Annotated in this window: 12 protein-coding genes; 1 reads left to right on the top strand and 11 read right to left on the bottom strand. The window is 61.0% G+C overall.

The window, feature by feature from the left end; all coding sequences use genetic code 11:
- Window positions 1-60: 60 nt before the first annotated feature.
- From ACTQYB_RS02640 to ACTQYB_RS02595, 10 genes are all read right to left on the bottom strand, one after another.
- A complete protein-coding gene (locus tag ACTQYB_RS02640) occupies window positions 61-1,116 on the bottom strand; it encodes a glycerophosphodiester phosphodiesterase family protein (protein ID WP_441481792.1) in 1,056 nt (351 codons plus the stop codon).
- Window positions 1,117-1,451: 335 nt separating this feature from the next.
- On the bottom strand, window positions 1,452-3,443 hold the full coding sequence (locus ACTQYB_RS02635) for an ABC1 kinase family protein (RefSeq protein WP_441481791.1): 1,992 nt from the start codon (window positions 3,441-3,443) through the stop codon (window positions 1,452-1,454).
- Window positions 3,444-3,553: 110 nt separating this feature from the next.
- On the bottom strand, window positions 3,554-3,781 hold the full coding sequence (locus ACTQYB_RS02630; protein ID WP_015449738.1) for a phasin family protein: 228 nt from the start codon (window positions 3,779-3,781) through the stop codon (window positions 3,554-3,556).
- Between the two features lie 162 nt (window positions 3,782-3,943).
- Window positions 3,944-4,741: a type 1 glutamine amidotransferase gene (locus ACTQYB_RS02625; RefSeq protein ID WP_441481816.1), complete on the bottom strand. Its 798-nt coding sequence runs from the start codon at window positions 4,739-4,741 to the stop codon at window positions 3,944-3,946.
- A 73-nt stretch (window positions 4,742-4,814) separates the two neighbouring features.
- Window positions 4,815-6,323, bottom strand: a complete 1,509-nt coding sequence (locus ACTQYB_RS02620) for a MurT ligase domain-containing protein (RefSeq protein WP_441481790.1) — start codon at window positions 6,321-6,323, stop codon at window positions 4,815-4,817.
- 1 nt (window position 6,324) lies between these two features.
- The gene (gene dnaB / locus ACTQYB_RS02615) at window positions 6,325-7,764 is read right to left on the bottom strand and encodes a replicative DNA helicase (RefSeq protein ID WP_081966536.1); all 1,440 of its coding nucleotides are present in this window, start codon (window positions 7,762-7,764) and stop codon (window positions 6,325-6,327) included.
- A 1,424-nt stretch (window positions 7,765-9,188) separates the two neighbouring features.
- On the bottom strand, window positions 9,189-11,021 hold the full coding sequence (locus tag ACTQYB_RS02610) for a nucleotidyltransferase domain-containing protein (protein ID WP_441481789.1): 1,833 nt from the start codon (window positions 11,019-11,021) through the stop codon (window positions 9,189-9,191).
- Between the two features lie 241 nt (window positions 11,022-11,262).
- On the bottom strand, window positions 11,263-11,601 hold the full coding sequence (locus ACTQYB_RS02605; RefSeq protein WP_015449732.1) for a P-II family nitrogen regulator: 339 nt from the start codon (window positions 11,599-11,601) through the stop codon (window positions 11,263-11,265).
- A 1-nt stretch (window position 11,602) separates the two neighbouring features.
- Window positions 11,603-12,886 carry an ammonium transporter gene (locus ACTQYB_RS02600; protein ID WP_033506608.1) on the bottom strand — a complete coding sequence of 428 codons (1,284 nt, stop codon included), beginning with the start codon at window positions 12,884-12,886 and terminating at the stop codon, window positions 11,603-11,605.
- Between the two features lie 297 nt (window positions 12,887-13,183).
- Entirely contained in the window at window positions 13,184-14,524 is a 1,341-nt protein-coding gene (locus tag ACTQYB_RS02595) for an ammonium transporter (protein ID WP_441481788.1), read from the bottom strand.
- 367 nt (window positions 14,525-14,891) lie between these two features.
- Between ACTQYB_RS02595 and ACTQYB_RS02590 the strand changes: the two genes are divergently transcribed.
- A complete protein-coding gene (locus ACTQYB_RS02590; protein WP_239646913.1) occupies window positions 14,892-16,172 on the top strand; it encodes a cation:proton antiporter in 1,281 nt (426 codons plus the stop codon).
- A 380-nt stretch (window positions 16,173-16,552) separates the two neighbouring features.
- Here the strand turns inward: ACTQYB_RS02590 and ftsY are convergent, their stop codons facing one another.
- Entirely contained in the window at window positions 16,553-17,866 is a 1,314-nt protein-coding gene (ftsY, locus tag ACTQYB_RS02585; RefSeq protein WP_441481787.1) for a signal recognition particle-docking protein FtsY, read from the bottom strand.
- Window positions 17,867-17,991 lie beyond the last annotated feature (125 nt).

The following is a 17,991-nucleotide window of genomic DNA, read 5'->3' as shown; positions in this document are numbered from 1 at the left end:
CCGACTGCGGTCCATTCCGGCCGGGGGTCATTCAGCCCGGCAGTGATGATGAATCGGCGGTTACGCCTTGTCGGACGCGCGTTCGGGGACGAAGGCCTCAAAGATGTGACGGTCGAACCACCGGTCGCTGATTTCCAGCTCCGCGCGGCTGCGAACTGTCCACGACACGGCGGTCGCGCCCATCGCGCGGGTGGCGCGCATCTGCGGAAGGTCGCCGCCTTGCCAGTCATAGGCCACAAAATCAGGACGACTCATCCAATCGAAACCGAGCAGGCCAGCGAACCAGCCTTTCCAGTCGGACTGACCCGGCTGCGGCGGCTCGGCGAGCTGGCCGCGGCACACCTCCGGACGGTGCTTCCGATACCATTGCACCGCCGCCGGGTTGAAGGACTCAATCACATACTGGCCGTCATAGCGGCGCAGCAGCTCGTCACCGCGCTGCATCAGGGCTTCGTCACGCTCGCCCCACAGGGAGTTGTCGTCGAACTTGTACTCCACGATCAGCGGTACGCGGCCGTTGACCACACGCAACACATCCGCGAACAGCGGGACATGCTGGTAGTAGCCGTCCGGCGCGGTTTGCGGAGTGGACGGCTGCCCACCGGCGAAATCAATCCGTTCTGCAGCGGCGTCACCGGGGGCCGCGGGGGCTGGGAACAGCGGGATCCTCGTCAATTCGTCATAGGTGAGGTCTTCGATTCTGCGCGGGTCGCCAGCCACACGCAGCAGGTCGCCGTCATGCACGACCACGACCTGGCCGTCACGGGTCAGCTGCAAATCAAGCTCGATGCCGTACCCAGCCTCACACGCCGCCGCGAACGCAGCCAAGGAGTTCTCAGGCGCGATCGGTCCTTCGACCACAGGCGAACCATACCCCGCCTGCATGGCCATGCGACGCGACAACGCCACGTATTCGCCGCTTTCTGCCGCATACTGCTCGGTCAAGCCGGAACCGGCATCATGCAGACCGCGATGCGCGTACCATACCTGCGGCACGACGGGTACGAAATTGTTGCGTTTGTCATTGGACGAACGAGGCGCGATGGCCCATGCCGCAGCCCCGGCCGCGGCGGCGGCACCGACTAGCAGATGCGTCAGTTGCTTATTACCGGACATGTTTCCTCCTCGTGGACATGCTTATTCGAGCCTACCGTACCGGCCGAACCAATATCGGGGAATCCGGTGAACGCAGCGTAACCATCCGACAAACCGTGAGAAACCCCGTCGCCGGGCGCCCGCCTAGCGTAGACAGTTTGAGAAGACACACAAACCAGCCACGCAAACCGACCGCCCAGCGTAACCAGTTTGAGAAGATGCACAAACCAACTACGCAAACACGCCCGCCAGCGTAACCAGTTTGGGAAAACACACAAACCAGCCACGCAAACACGCCCACTAGCGTAACTAGTTTGGGAAGACACGGAGCGGTGAGGCCGGGCGGGCGGCTCGATTCAGTGCTTCTTTTTGCGGCCTTTGAAATAGATGTCGAACACAATCCATACCGACAAGATGAACGCGATGACATACCCCATGAACCCGACCACGGGGATACCGAAGATAATCGGCTTCATGCCGGCGTAATACACAATCGACGAGCCGATGAACAGCCCGACCACAATCAACGCCATCGTCAAGCGATTGACCATATCGCTCAGCAGCTTGAACGGCTCATCGAATCCGACGAGCTGCATATTGGCACGCAATTGGCCACGAGTGAGCATCCGCGAGGCGGTTTTCATCTCGGCGAGCGTTTGCAACGCGCCGTGCAAGGCCTTATGTCCCTCAATACCGAGCGTCTGGACCTCATTCTCGATTTCGGCGAGGTTTGTCTTGCTGCTGGCGATGTGCTGGGAGATAATCTCGATCATATTGACATCCGGAATGAACTCGTCCAGCAGCCCTTCCAGCGTCACCAACGCCCGGCCGACCGTGGTCACCGAACTTGGCACCTCGATGCCGTGCCGTTGGGCGAGCTGGGTGAGTGAGGTGATGAAACTGGCGATATCCAGCTCATCAAGGTCAACCGTACCGTATTCTTCGACAATCAAATCAAGATCCGCAAGCAATTCCGGGTAGTTGTCCACCGCGGCGCCCGTCGTCGCGAACCGCAGCAACCCGTCGGCAAGCGCCGGTGAATCCTGCTTGGCGACAGCGAAAATCATATCCTTCATCACCGTGCGGGTCTTTTTGTTGAGCCTGCCGGTCATACCCAAGTCGATCAGGATGATCTTGCCGCCGGAGATGATGATATTGCCCGGATGCGGGTCGGCATGGAAGAACCCTTCGTCCAGCACCTGGGTCGCGTAATTATCGACGAGTTTGGTGCCGATTTCCTTCAGATCGTAGCCTTTGGCGACAAGCGCGCCCGGATGCGACAGCGAGATGCCGTCGATATAATCCATGACGACCACGTGTTCGGTACACAGGTCCATATATGGTTTCGGGCAGTCCATATAGGCGAATCGCGAGCAGAACCGCTTGAATTCCTGCAAGTTGCGTGCCTCGACCAGAAAGTCCGTCTCCGATTCGAAGGTGTCCCACAGTTCTTCTACGACGCCTTGGAAGTCGACGACCTGCGCGTTGTGCATGATTTTCGTGGCGCTCCTGGCGATGGTGCGCATGATGGACACGTCTTGCGCCATGGTTTCGCGCACGCCTGGACGCTGGACTTTGACGGCCACATCCTGCCCGGTCACGAGGGTCGCGCGATGTACTTGCGCGAGTGAAGCCGAGCCGAGCGGAGTCGAGTCAATAGATTTGAAAATATCTTTGACCGGTTTGCCGTACTCGTGGGACAGGGTGTCCAGCACGGTCTGGTAGGGCATCGGGTCGGCGTTGGCCCGCAGTTTGGCGAGTTCGTCGCAGAAAGATTGCGGCAGAATCTCCGAGCGCATGGACAGGATTTGTCCGACTTTGACGAAGGTGGGGCCGAGCGCCTCGAACATGAGACGCATTTTGACCGGCGTGAGTCCGTGGATTGCGTCGAACTGGTTGGCGATCCGGATGATCTGGTCGAGACGCTTAAGTTTGCCGCGCCGGGTGAGATGGTATTTTTCGGAGAAATCGTTCTTTCGGCCACTGAACAGGCCGATTTTTTCGCCGGCGTATGTGGGCGCGGCACCCGAGGTCTCCTGCTGGGGACCATCGTGCGCGAGCGGCGTATTGTCAGGCGAGGCGTCACCAGTCGCGGCGGTTTCTGAGGCGGTGTTGCCGGCGGCGGTCTCACCGGGAACAGTGTTCTCGGAAGCCGCATTGTCGGAAGTCGCGTTGTCGGAGACTGCACCGGGAACAGCACCAGAAGCAGCAGCGCCGGAAGCGGCCGCATCGTCGCTCCGGGATGACGCGCCCTGCGTTTCCGTGTGCTCTTCCGGCTCAGGCGCTACCGGTCCGCCGGATTCCTGCTTCGCGACATCGCGCGATACCTCGTGTTGATCGTCTGCCATATCAGCCATATGCTACTGCCTGACGCCGGGCATGCCACATGCCGCCGTCGGCCCTGTCGCATGTCATAGCGCGCGACGAAGGCGGACGGCGGCATGGCAACCGACCGGAGTCAGTCCTTCTTCTCGTCGGAAGCGGGCTTGGTTTCCTCGGCCTTCGCTTCCTCAGCCTTGTGCTTGAGCTCGGCGTTCAGCGCCTTGCCCTGTTCAACGGTAATCTCACCCTTCTTCACGAGATCATCCACGATTTCCTGGCTCTTTTCGACCGTAGTCGCCAGAGCGCCGACACCTGCGAGGAACACCTTGTGCAGCAGGCCGTCGTTGAAGTTGAAGTCAGCCATCATTACCTCCTTGTATCAGGTCCTTGTACGTCCAACATTACCCCACGAAGGTCACGGGCGGGAGGCATGACACTCCCATTCGCGCGTCGCGTAGGCAAAATCCGGCCTGGAATGACGACGACGGGCGCTTCCGCCTTCCATCTGTCAATCACCGTCTGTCGTTTATCTGGGCCGGGATGCGGCCACAACCCGAGCATGCTGCGCGAAATCGTCGATTCTGCGCAGCTCGGCGGACTGCTGCTCGTCCTGCTGAGGGGAAAACGCGCCATACCGCCGTTCAGCGGCGATTCGAATCAAACCGTCCGCCAGACGAGGGTTCTTCGGCAGAACCGACCCGTGCATGTATGTGCCAATCACGTTGCCGAACCGCGCGCCCTCGGTGTGGTCGGTGCCGTTGTTGCCGGTGCCGTCGGCGTCCACGCGGCCCAAGGGCTTGGTGCCACCGGTCAGGAAGGTCTGCCCGGAATGGTTTTCGTAGCCGATGATGTCGCCAAATTCCTCGCTGTGCTCGACCAGATTGCCGATCATGCGGTGTTCGCGGCCCACGGTGTACGCACCGAGGATGCCAATGCCGTCAAGCCTGGTGCCGTCCACGGTTTCGAAATACTCGCCGAACAGCTGGTACAGGCCGCAGATCATGAGCATCGGCACGCCGTCCGCGGCGAGCGTACGCAGGGTGTCCGCGCGGGCGAACAGGTCGTCCGTGATTTTCTTCTGCCCGTTGTCCTGTCCGCCGCCGCCGAGGATCAGGTCCACATGGTCCGGCCACAGGTCGCCTTGGTTGTATTCGTGGAGAACCGGGTCGTAGCCGTACAGCGACAGCCGGCGCATGACGGTGAGCACGTTGCCCCAATCGCCGTAGATGTTCATATCCTTCGGGTACAGGGACACGACGTCAATGCGGCGGCCCGGACGCGTGTCGGCCTCGGTATCCGCAAGGTTCCGGGTTGCTTCGTTCATTGCTGGCATGACAAGCTCCTTCATATTTCGCTGATTGCGTCCATGCATGATGGCGATGGCGTCGTTGGCGCGTTCATCTGCCGACGCCCGCGTCCGTGACATCGGTGATATGCGAGAGTTTCGCGCGCGTGCGCAGCATCGCCGTGTAGGTGCAATAGATGCGTTTCGGCGTGGTCGGGTCGGCGGCGACGAAATCGGCGACCGCCTGTTCGAGATCGGTATCGACATGGCTGACCGGCACCTGGTCGTATTCGAGGCGCAGGGCCATGTCCCAAGCGCGCGTGCCGGACACCGCCGCTACTCCGGTGCCTCGCAGGCCGGTGAAATCAACATCCCACAACCAGCTCATATCGCGGCCGTCGGCGTATTCGTCGTTGATGATGATCATCGTGTCGTGCCCGGCGGGCGGGAACGAGGCAAGCGACAGGCGGAAGCCCATCGGATTTTTGACCAGCAGTAGCTCGACGGGCGTGCCGCCGACGCTGATGGTCTCGCCGCGGCCGAACGCAGGGGTCACGCGGGACAGCGATGCGATCAGATCGTCATCCGAAGCGACGCCTTGCGGGGTGTCTGTGGTGACCGCGCGCACGACCGTCGCGGCAGCGGCTGCGTTGAACAGGTTATAGACGCCTTCGAGTTTCACGGATGTGGCGATGTCGTGATCGGTGATCCGGTACGTGGCTTCGTGGTCGCCTACGTGAGTGAGAGTCACGTCGGCATTGAGGCAGTCGGGGTTGTAAGTGGCGGAAGAGGTGGCGGTAGCGGTAGCCGTGCTGCTGCCGGCGCCTGTGGGCTGTGCCCCCGCGGCTTGTACGGCGACGCCCTGCGCTTCAGCAGTTTGTACTTCAGCGGCCTGCATATCGGTATTGTGCATGTCGTCGTCAGACGGGAAATAGCTGCGCAACGCCTGGGACAGGCCGAAATAGCGCACCTGCACGCCCGGCTGCACCTCGCTGGCAAGCCGAGCGATACGCGGATCCTCGCGGTTGAGCACCACGGTCCCGGTGGTCGCGCGCGCCACATGGGCGAGCAGGCGGGCCGTGTTGTCGATTTCGCCGAAGCGGTCAAGCTGATCGCGCATCACGTTGAGCAACAACGCGTATCGGGGACGAACCTGCCGGACGAAATGCACAGCGTACGCTTCGTCAAGCTCCAACACCGCGATATCCGCGTGCAGATGCCCGAACGCGCTCACCTGGGTGAGCAGGGAGGAAACCACACCGCGCGTGAAATTCGAGCCGGTCGGGTTCGTGAACACGCGCAACCCCATGTCGGAGAGCATGGAGGCGACCATACGGGTCGTGGTGGTCTTGCCGTTCGTACCGGAAACCAGCACCACCCCATACGGCAGCGAGCTCAACGTGCGGGCGAGGAAGCCTGGATCGATGCGCTCGACCACCTTGCCGGGCAGTGCGCTGCCGCCATGATGCAGCAGGCGGGACGCGTGCCGGACGGCCCGGCCGATTGTCGGGGTCGCGAACGCGTACCACGGGCACTTGGGCGCGGGCGCGGACTGGGCGGAATCGACGGGCGCGGCGGAATCCTGCCGTCCGCCCGATACCGGGGAAAGCTGTTGCGCCATGTCATACCTCCTGCTGTTGCTGATAATCCTGCGGCATATCCTTGAACTTCGATGTGGCGCCAAGGAAGGCAAGATGGAACGTTTCTGTCGGGCCGTTACGATGCTTCGCCATGATGATATCGGCCTCGCCGGGGCGATCCTCTTTATCGTAGAAATCCGGGCGGTGCACGAGGAACACCACGTCGGCGTCCTGCTCAATCGAACCGGATTCACGCAGATCGGACAGCTGCGGCTTGCGATCGTTGCGCATTTCCGGACCACGGTTCAACTGGCTCAACGCAACAACCGGCACCTCAAGCTCCTTGGCGAGCAGCTTCAAGGCACGGGAGAATTCGGAAACCTCCTGCTGACGGCTTTCCACCTGCTTGCCGGAACTCATGAGCTGCAGGTAATCGATCACCACGAGTTTCAGGTCGTTCGTTTGCTTGAGTCGGCGGCATTTCGCGCGGATTTCCATCAGGCTCATATTCGGGCTGTCGTCAATGAACAGGGGCGCGTCCTGCATCTTGTTCCAGAAGTTATTCAGCGTGTTCCACCGTTCCGGCGTGATGTCATCCGCTCGACGCAACGCGACCAGCGGGATGTTCGTCTCGGCAGAGATGATACGTTGCGCAAGTTCCACGCGGCTCATCTCAAGGGAGAAGATGATAGTCGTCATATTGTGGTGTAGCGAGGCGGAACGCGCGAAATCAACGCCGAGCGTGGACTTGCCCATAGCCGGGCGGCCGGCGACGACAATCATCTGGCCCGGCTGCAGGCCCTGTGTCACGTCATCGATATCGCGGAAGCCGGTCGGCACGCCGCGCTCGACCTCGCCGTTCTGCAGTTTGTCGAGCTGGTCGAGTGCATCATGAACCACCGGGCCGATGGCCGAATAATCCTGACGGACCTTGCCGACACTCATCTCGTAGACTTCGGCCTGGGCCATATTCACGACGTCCTCGGCCTGCGAACCTTCCGCCGAATAGCCGAGCTGCGCGATTTTCGTGCCCGCTGCGATCACATTGCGCAAAATCGCGCGCTGATGCACGATTTCGGCGTAATATGTGGCGTTCGCGGCGGTCGGGACGGAGGCGACCAGGCTGTGCAGGTAATCGGCGCCGCCGACCTTCTCGAGATCGCCGTTCTTCATCAGCTCGTTTGCGACGAGCACGGCATCGACCGGCTGCGAGGCTGAGAACAAGTCGATGATCGCCTGGTAGATCGTCTGGTGCTTCGGCTGGTAAAAATCAGACACGCTGATCATCTGCGAGACCTCGCCGATGGCGTCCTTGCTCATGAGCATGCCGCCGAGCACGGCCATCTCCGCGTCATCGTCATGCGGGGGCACGCGGTCGAACACCGCGTCGCGGACGGGGGTGCCCGTCTCACCCTTCACATAACCGGAAGACCGGCCCGACCGGTCGCTGCGGGCATTGTCCCATGGATTTCCTTCTGCCATACCCATGAGTATAGGGGGATGGATGTAAGGGAATCGCGACCGCGATGCTGAGGGCCGATTGCTCGGCGCCCTTCATTCCTCCACGCCCAGCATCATCCAACCACCCGGTTTGTGAGCCAATCCTCACACAACCCAACACGGACCGGCCAAAACCGCCAACACCCGCTACTCAACCACCCAGATTGTGAGCCAATCCTCACACAACAGGGCACAGGTTGACCAAAATCGTCAACCTCGGCACTGCAACCACCCACTTTGTGAGCCAATCCTCACACGGCTGCCCGCCAAGCATTCTTGCCAATCACGCATGGTCGGACATACACAACTACCCAGATGACACACAATCCAACGGACTCCGGAAGCTTACCACCCAACCGAGCATGCCAAGACATACATAACCCAACAGATATCGCCTGGATTCGGCCGCCAACCACAGATTCCCACCCGTTACGCATGACCAGACATACACAACCCGTCAGATACCACACGGATGCCGCCATTCACCACGGGTTCACGCCCGTCATGTACGGCCAGGCATACACAACCCGCCAGTTTGTCCCAAGATCAATCACAGCCTCCGAAGTCTGACAATCAGCTTGACTGCATCTGAGAGTCCAGTCTGTCGGCAGCACTGGTCGTTCATCTTCAATCCGCTACGCCTGTATGCGGTTTTCATATTGTTCACCTTTGCGACACGCGGATGCCACAAAATGTGGATAGAAAACCGAGTTATCCACATTGTGGGGACAACCGTGTGGATAACGCATATGATTATCCACATATTGGGGATAATTCTGTGGATAGCTTGGGGACAATCCACAGCCGCCGCAATATCGATTTGCATCTGCTCCATCAACGTGCTACAAGGAGCAACTCCAATGACGCGCGCTTCTACTCTGGCGACCTCCTGCGACCAGACATCCACAAACACGCATCAGCATCCGCTTGCCTCGACGATCACAACAAGCGTTCGGATTTTTCACCGGCGTCAGAAATTCCGAGCGCAAGGAAAGTCGCGAAGCGCTGACAAGGCGAAACAGAGTAAGGCAGCACGAATATGACGGGATATCGCAGTTCAAGACGAGGTGAAACCCGCGGAATCTGGAACGACGAACAATACGTCAATCTAGCCGCAGCTTTTGGGCAGACCGATTCGCGCCGCATGATTCAGACCGGCGGGAGCAAGCCCCTGTCTCACGGCTGTTCGCAGCATATTCGACATCACTCGCATCACATACGACCATATATTCGGATTGTTGGCGCCAACGTCAGAAATACCGGATGTAGTGGGCCATCGGGGCGACGGATGCAGGATGTAGGCAAGGACAGGTGTGCCAGTGCGGCCGGTCTGACCTGATCAGACCGATCCAACCAAACCGACCCGATCAAACCGACCCGATCAAACCAGCGAACCGCGGACACGGTCAGCGTCCCATCGCCCCGCGGGCGGCCTGATACATCATGCGCACCGTCGCCTCACGCCAATGCGACCAGCCGTACTGCTTGGTGATCGCCTCGCCGGAGGTGGCACCCAACGACGAGCCGTCCGCCCGCGTCAAGTCGAACAGCATATCCAGCAACACCGGGTCGTTCTCGACACGCCCGGCGAGTTCGCGGCCGACCGCGGGATCCTCCGGATCCTTGCCCGTAGCGAATTGCGAGAGCGTCAGATGCTCGCGCACCAGCAGTGTCGCCCGGCTGACCACCTGGTCATCGAAGCCCATACGCCCTAGAATGACCGGCACATGTCTTGCGCCCTCTGCCGCATGGTCGCGTACGCCCGGACGCTTGCCGATGTCGTGCAGCAGCCCCGCCAGCAGCAGTGTCGCGTATTGTGTGTCGTCGTAGCGCATGCCGCTCGGCGCTTCACGTCCAAGCCGTGAGACGACTTCGATCATATGGCGGTCAATCGTATAGCGGTGCGCCGCAGACGCGGACGGCCGGTTGCGCACGCCCAGCCACTCTGGCATCCACCTGCCCGGCAAATCAACGAAATCAAGCTCCTCCCACACCGGCGGCAGTGCCTGACCCGTGGCCAAGAACCGGATGAACAGTTCGCGCGTCTCGCGGTCCCAGCTTTTATCGGTGACCGGGCAATGCTTGAGATTCAGCAGGGTTGACGGGTTAATCGGCAGGCCGTATTCTGCGGCCGCCACCCCGACACGTAACGGGAGGGTCGCGTCCCGGCTCGGATCGACACCCACGGCTAGGGCCACCTCCTGCTCATGCTCGACCACACCGGGCGCGATGGCTTTGAAGGTCGGCGCCTCACGTTTGCCGCCCGCCCGGGGCTGGAACATCTGGAAGAACGCGAACCGCGGTTTTTCATGGGTGAGCGTGTGCCTCGCATGTGAAGCCGTGGAATCCAGAGAGAACGCGATGCGGCGGCCCAGCGTGGCCAGCAGGGTTTGCAATCCTTCAACCGCATCCGCCTCGCGCTCGCCTTCCGGCAGGGTCGGGTCGGCCAAGCCGAGCATCGCGGCGACTTTCGGCTGGTAGGCAGGCAGCAGCAAGTTGGTTTCCTTGCCGGCGACCACGTGCAGGCAGTCGCGCACATCTAGCAGCCGTTCAACCGCCTCGTCATAGGAGCCGTGGGGCCGGTCGGCAAGCCAGGATGCCGCAAGCGCGGACACCAGCACGGTGTCGCGCAGGCCGCCGCGAGCCTCTTTGATATCAGGCTGGTTCAAGTACGGGAGCCTGCCGAACTCCTCAAGACGTGAGGACGCCGAATCAAGCAACTCCTGCAATCGTTTGCGCGCCGCTTTTCGCCAGCGTTCGAGAATGGATTTCGCCGTTTTCTCGATGAGTTCGGTGTCCCCGGCGACCGGCTGCACGAACAACCAACCCATCGCAGCCGGCAGATCATGGTCGGTCACCGACTCGCACTGCTGCCGGGTGCGGACCGCATGATCAAGGTCGAGACCGCTGTCCCACAGGGGGTACCACAGTTTGTTCGCCAGCTGGTTGAGCTGGTCGTCTTTCAACGTGTGCGGCTCGACCATGAGCACGACGTCGATGTCGGAGCTCGGGCCGATCTGCCCGCGCGCAAGAGAGCCGACCGCGGCAAGACCCACACCGTGTTCAGGCACGTCGAAGGGCACGGATTCGACCGCTTCCTTCCACAGTTCGCACAGGCTGGTCATCGCGATTTGCGTACGCTGCTTGCGTTTATCCTTGCCGTGACGGTAGACGCCGTCGGCGTCCGGCTTGCTGACGTCCATGAAGCGTTGTTTCAATCCATCAACCGCAGAAGCCATATCCCCTCCAAACGAGCCATATTCCCCGCGATTTGGGCGGACCGCGTATCAGACCGCGACCCACCCCGCACGTGTGACGAATGCGCTGGCGCACCGCCCGCCAACAGTCCGCTTGAACCTCGATACGGGCGTATAAAGAATCCCCGCACTGCGCCAGCACGTGCGGGGACCTGTCTTATCAATACCCGACCGTCAGCGCCGCGGCAAACAGACGAAACCGCGGCACCGGGGACGGGAGCTTTCAGATGGCGGCCGAACCGGTTTCGCCGGTACGGACGCGGGTGACGGAGTCAAGAGGCGTGACCCACACCTTGCCGTCGCCGATGGTTCCGGTGCCCGCGGACTTCACAATCACGCCGACCAGCGTTTCCGCGTCGGCATCGTCTGAGAGCACTTCCACGCGAATCTTCGGGATGAGATCCACCGTGTACTCGGCGCCGCGGTAGACCTCGGTGTGGCCGCGCTGGCGACCATATCCATTGGCTTCCGAGACGGTCAGGCCATGCACGCCCGCAGCAGCGAGCGCTTCCTTGACATCATCAAGCTTATGGGGCTGAATAATAGCGGTAATAAGCTTCATCTCACTTCACCTCCTTGAGGACGGAGCTGGCAGTGCCAGCGAAATCATATGCACGCTCGCCCTGGTCGGCCATATCGATGCCGGAGACCTCCTGGGCTTCGGTGACGCGCCAGCCCATCGTCTTCTCAAGCGCGAAGACGATGATCGAGGTCACCACAGCGGAGTAGAGGATGGCAATCAGGGCCACCAGGATCTGGACGACCAGCTGACGCCAGCTGCCACCGGTGAACAGACCGGTGCCGACACCGAAGAAACCGATGAGCACGGTACCGATCAGGCCGCCGACGCCGTGAACGCCAACCACGTCGAGCGAATCGTCATAACCAAACTTGAATTTCAGACCGCACGCCAGGCACGTGACCACACCGGCGATAGCGCCGATCACCATGGCCCACAGTGGGGAGACCACATCGGCGGCGGGAGTGATGGCAACCAAGCCGGCCACCATACCGGATGCCGCACCGACCGCGGTGTAGTGACCGGAACGCACCTTCTCGGTGAAGCCCCAGGCGAGCATTGCGGCGGCCGCAGCGGCGGTCGTGCTGACCCACGCGTAGCCGGCGGTGCCGTTCGCACCGAACGCAGAACCGGCGTTGAAGCCGAACCAACCGAACCACAGCAGGAACGCGCCGAGCATGACGAACGGAACGTTGTGCGGGCGAATCGGCTGCGTGCCGAAGCCCTTGCGCTTGCCGATGATGAGCACGGTGACAAGAGCCGCGGTAGCCGCGTTGATGTGGACCACTGTGCCGCCTGCGAAATCATGCGCGGCAGCGCCGAGCGCCTGCGAAATGGCACCCGTCGGAGACAGCAGGCCGCCGTTCCACACCATGTGCGCCATCGGAGCGTAGTCGAACGTAATCCACAACGCCACGAACAGCATCCAGGTGCTGTACTTCACACGTTCAGCGATCGCGCCGGTAATCAGCGCAACCGTGATCATCGCGAAGGTGGCTTGGAACGCCACGTCAATGCTGCCCGGATAATCTCCGGATGTGTTGGCTGCGGTGAACACACCATCCTTGGCGACCATGGAGTCCTTGAGCAGGAAGCCGGTGGCCGGATCGCCGAAGATCCCGCCGATATCCTTACCTGCGTAAGCGATCGACCAGCCCCAGAACGTCCAGATGATCGCAGTGACCGAAATCGCGGCCGCCGACAGCATCAACATGTTCAGGACGGCCTTCGCGCGGACCATGCCGCCGTAGAAGAACGCCACACCAGGCGTCATCAAAAAAACCAGAGCCGCGGATGTCAACATCCACGCTGCATTTCCGGTGTCCATACAATTACCTCCCTCTCCGGCGCCCACCTTGGACGAGGCGGGCGGGCGAGCGAACCACTCACTGGCAATCCCCCGAATGGGGACCGACACGGTTATGGAACGCCCGCCGGGTTTTCGAAACGTTACGGAATGTTACGCCAACGTTACAGCGCTTGTACAATTATCCGCGACTCGTCTCGAATTCCGCGCTTCGCGGGAAACCGTGGACAGGAATCCCTGCCAATTTTGATGACCACATTGTGAGCATTGTCCAACGGCGGCCACAGGTGGCAGGCCAAAGGACGGTTGCCAGTCTTGCTACTTGGCGGCGGCGGCCTCCTTCGCCGTTGCGCCAGCGGCGGCAGCGGCCTCAGCCTCAGCTTCGCGGGCGACACGGGCCTCATAAGAGTCCTCGCTCTTGGTGAGCACGCTCGGCTCGAAGTCAGCATAAGCGGCGACCAGGCCGTGCTCAGGCAGATCAAGACCAGACAGCTCTTCCTTGGCGGAAACGCGCAGGCCGATCGTATGCTTGATCGCCCAGAAGATGATGATCATCGTGACCGTAGTCCACGCCGCAACCACGGCAACACCCAACAGCTCAACGCCGAAGAGCTTCAAGCCGCCACCGTAGAACAGGCCACCGTCCTTGGCGAACAGGCCGACCAGCAGCGTGCCACCGGCACCGCAGCAGCCATGAGCGGCGAACGCGCCGACCGGATCATCAATCTTGAACTTGTTTTCAACGATGGACGCGGCATACACGTAGATGAACGCGCAAATCAGGCCGATGAAGAAGGCGCCGACCGGACTGACCACATCGCAGCCCGCGGTGATGCCGATCAGGCCGGCGAGTGCGCCGTTGATCGTCAGGCCGACATCAGGCTTGCCGTACTTCTTCCAGGCGAGGAACATCGCGGTGAGCGCGCCGACAGCGGCCGCAAGGTTCGTGGTGATGAAGATGCTGCCCATCTCCACCCACGTGTCCTTGCCATCAGCGGTGATCGTGGAGCCTGGGTTGAAGCCGAACCAGCCGATCCACAGCAGGAAGATGCCGAGCATCGCCAGGGTGATGCTGTGGCCCGGGATGGCGCGCGCCTTGCCGTTCTTGTCGAACTTGCCGATACGCGGACCAAGGAAAATCGCGCCGATCAACGCGGAAATGCCACCGACCATGTGCACGACGGTCGAACCGGCGAAATCATGGAAGCCGAGCTGTGCGAGCCAGCCATCCGAATTCCAGCACCAGTGGCCGGAAATCGGGTAGACAATCGCGGAAATCAACGCGCTGTAAATCAGGTATGCGGAGAACTTCGTGCGTTCAGCCATAGCGCCGGAGACAATGGTCGCGGATGTCGCGCAGAACACGGTCTGGAACATCAGGTACACCATCGTCGGAACGTATTGGTTGTACTGGTAGCTGCTTGTCACGAAGAAATCAGGCTTGCCGATGATGCCGCCGATGGACGGTCCGAACATGATGCCGAAACCGAAAATCCAGAACAGGACCGTGCCGATACAGTAGTCCATGAGGTTCTTCATGGCGATATTGCCGGCGTTCTTTGCTCGCGTGAAGCCTGTCTCCAGCATCGCGAAGCCGGCTTGCATCATGAACACCAGCGTCGCGGCAAGCAATGTCCAAATGACATTGGTCGATGACATGGCACCCACTTCCTTTCCTCTCTTGGGGATGGCTGTCTGAATCCAAAGAACGTGGACTCTGTGTCCGAAGGGCGTGAACGCCGTCTCCGAAGAACCGGCCTCAACCCGTCTCTTGTGCGTCCCGGATTCTGGCAACCATGCTAAACAGGCAGATTTCTTGGGAACGCACGCCTTGTTACGGGCAGGTCATGTAGATTGCGCGGAAGTAACGGGCGATACCGCGACGAGATTACAGTGATTCCTATATATCCGGCACATGGCATCGAACCATCTGGTTTCTCCGCGTCTTGCGTCTCGCGCAGTCGTGCGGAAACACTTGGATGCCAATGCCCGAAATGTCCAACTACCGAAGAGAGAAGGTTCCGAGATGGCGGTATTCGTCGCGACATTGTGCGCAATCCTGGTTCTGACCATGCTGTCCGGCGCGATTTGCCGGAAAACCGGGCTGCCTGAAGTCGTCGGCCAAATCGTAGTGGGCATCGTGTTCGGGCCGACCGTCCTCGGGTTGATGCAGCCGAGCAGTTCGACGGAATTGTTCAGCAATATCGGCATTATCGTGCTCATGTTCCTGGGCGGGGTGGGCTGCGATCTGGGGCTGCTGAAGCGCTATTCCAAGGCGGCGCTCATTGTGGCGTGCATGGGTGTGGTCGCGCCGGTGCTCATCATGGGCGGGGTGAGTATGGCGTTCGGGTTCGACCTCATGTCATCCCTGTTCATTGGCGTCGTGTTCTCCGCGACATCCGTGTCGATTTCGGTAGCGGTTTTGAAGGAGGCAGGGCGTCTTGACACGAAGGAAGGCGCGTCGATTCTGGGGGCGGCCGTCGCGGATGATGTGATCGGCGTGATTCTGCTCAGTGTCATGAGCACGCTGATCAGCACGGGCAGCGTGTCGTTCCAGCAGCTCGGGCTGATCGCGCTCAAGCAGGTCGCGTTCTTCGCGCTGACTGTCGTGGTGGTGCTGTGGGTGGCGCCATGGCTGATGACCTTCGCCGCGCTGCTCAAAGCGCCGAGCGGCATTGCGATCATGGCGACAATCATCTGCCTGGCGATGGCCTGGTGTTCGGAACTGGTGGGGCTGAGCTACGCGGTGGGCGCGTTCTTCGCGGGTATCGCCGTGAGCCGCAGCGACTACCGCGAACAGGTGGATCGAGATATCGAGCCGATTGGCGACTGCTTCTTCGTGCCGCTGTTCTTTGTGAGCATCGGCTTGAACACCGAGGCGGTACATGACATGCATCTGGTGTGGTTCATTGTGGTGATGACCGTGCTGGGTGTCATCACGAAGATTGTCGGCTGCGGGCTGGGCGCCCGGATGGCCGGGTTCAACGGGCGCAGCTCCATCGTCATCGGCACGGGGATGATTCCGCGTGGTGAAATGGCGCTGATCACCGCGCAAATCGGCTTCTCGCAGCATATTCTGTCGGACGACTACTATTCGACGATTATTTTCACGATTTCGCTGGTGACGCTCATCGCGCCGCTGTTCTTGAAGGCTGCGTTGCACGGGGCTCCGGCGAAAGATGAGGCGGCTGGTGCTGGGAGCGCGAAAACAGAAGCCCCCATCGAGGCGGACAGCGCGACTGTGGACATCATTGATGCGCAGACGGCAGACACCAGCGCGGTCGGGATGGCTGCACCAGTCGCCTGACATGTTATGGCCCGTCCGGGTTCCATTGCCGGCGCAGCCGGCCGATGATATGGGGCGCTGAATCGAGATTCGGCGGGTGTATCCGCGCTATCTGTAGTACATGCCGGAAAGCAACTCGCTTATCAGGGTTCGATGAGCGTCAATACCGCAAGAGAACCATGGGAAATCCGCTGTCTGTACTCGCCGGTTTGATCGGTCGCGAACCCTCGTAGCAACGATATGTTCCGCAACGTACTACAGATATGCAAGATGCTGCTGGATGATGCACATACCTCGATACCGCGCCTAGCTATCAGGAGACCGATGGCCGCAGCCGGACACGTAAGCCGCATGTAGTGCCGCCGTAGCGTCACTGCATACGGCGGCACCGAGTGTTGCGTTCAGGCGAGAATACCGTCGACGAAATCCTCCGGATTGAACGGCGTCAAATCATCCGGCCCCTCACCCAAACCGACCAGCTTGACAGGCACACCAAGCTCCTTCTGCACGGAAATCACAATGCCGCCCTTCGCGGAACCATCCAGCTTGGACAGCACGACACCGGTGATGCCGATCGCCTGGGCGAACACCTTCGCCTGTTCCATGCCGTTCTGGCCGGTGGTCGCGTCGAGAACGAGCAGCACCTCGTCAACCGGCAGGTTCTTCTCGGTGACGCGGCGGATCTTGCCGAGCTCATCCATGAGATTCGCCTTGTTCTGCAAGCGGCCCGCAGTATCGATGATCAGCACGTCGGCGTTCTCGTTCTTCGCTCGCTGCGACGCCTCGAACGCAACGGACGCCGGGTCGGCGCCATCCTTGTCGGAACGCACAACCGGCACATTGACCTTCGCGCCCCAGGTTTCCAGCTGGTCGGCCGCCGCCGCGCGGAAAGTATCCGCCGCGCCGAGCATCACGCTCTTGCCGTCGGCGACGAACAGGCGCGCAAGCTTGCCCGCGGTCGTGGTCTTGCCGGTGCCGTTGACACCGACCATGATGATGACGCTCGGCTTGTGCGCCTCGGGCTTGTCAGCGTTCAGGCGACGGTCGGTATCCGTACCGACCATCGCAAGCAGCTTGGAACGCAAGGCCTCACGCACTTGGTCGGGGTCGTGTGTGCCGGTGATGCGGGCGTCGTTGCGCAGTTCATCGACCAGCTGCTCGGAAGCATCCGCGCCGACATCGGCCATGAGCAGCGTGTCCTCGACATCCTCCCAATCAGCCTCGGACAGGTGGTCCTTAGCGAGAATGTTGAACAGGGCCTTGCCGAAGGGGTTCGCGCTGTTCGCCAGGCGCGCCTTCAGACGGGTCATGCGGGAGGTCGCGGATTCCGGCGTTTGCAGCTGAGATTCGGCGGTTTGGGAAGCCTCCTGGCTCTCAGGCTGCGCAGGCTGGGCAGAACCGGCGGATTCGGCCGACGAAGCCACAGATTGCGCTGATTCGGCTTGTTTCGTCGATTCAGCCGATTCAGCTCCCGACTTCTGGTCGGACGGTGTCGGCGCAGTCCCGGCAGCTGATCCGGCTTCGGAACCGGCAGCCTGTTTCGCCGCAATCGCCTTGTCGGCGGCCGCTTTCGCCGCGGCCTCACGGTCTTCGCGGGCCTGCTCGGCCGCATCGATACGCTTCTTGCGCGAACGGTCAGCAAGCACGCCGGCGATAATCAGCGCGATGGCGATAACCGCCACTACAACAATCGCGATAATCTGTTGAGTATCCATACCTCCAGCCTATGGTTTTCAAGGGACAGGCGGGACTAGACGCGCAAATCCAGGATGCCGGACAGACGTAACGGCAGCAACCCACAGATGGGCGCACAACCTCGGCAATACCGAAGAGATGCGCA

This window comes from Bifidobacterium sp. LCP19S3_E9 (assembly GCF_052121135.1).
GTDB classification, from domain to species: domain Bacteria; phylum Actinomycetota; class Actinomycetes; order Actinomycetales; family Bifidobacteriaceae; genus Bifidobacterium; species Bifidobacterium thermacidophilum.
This window is presented reverse-complemented; position numbering and strand designations above follow the sequence as displayed.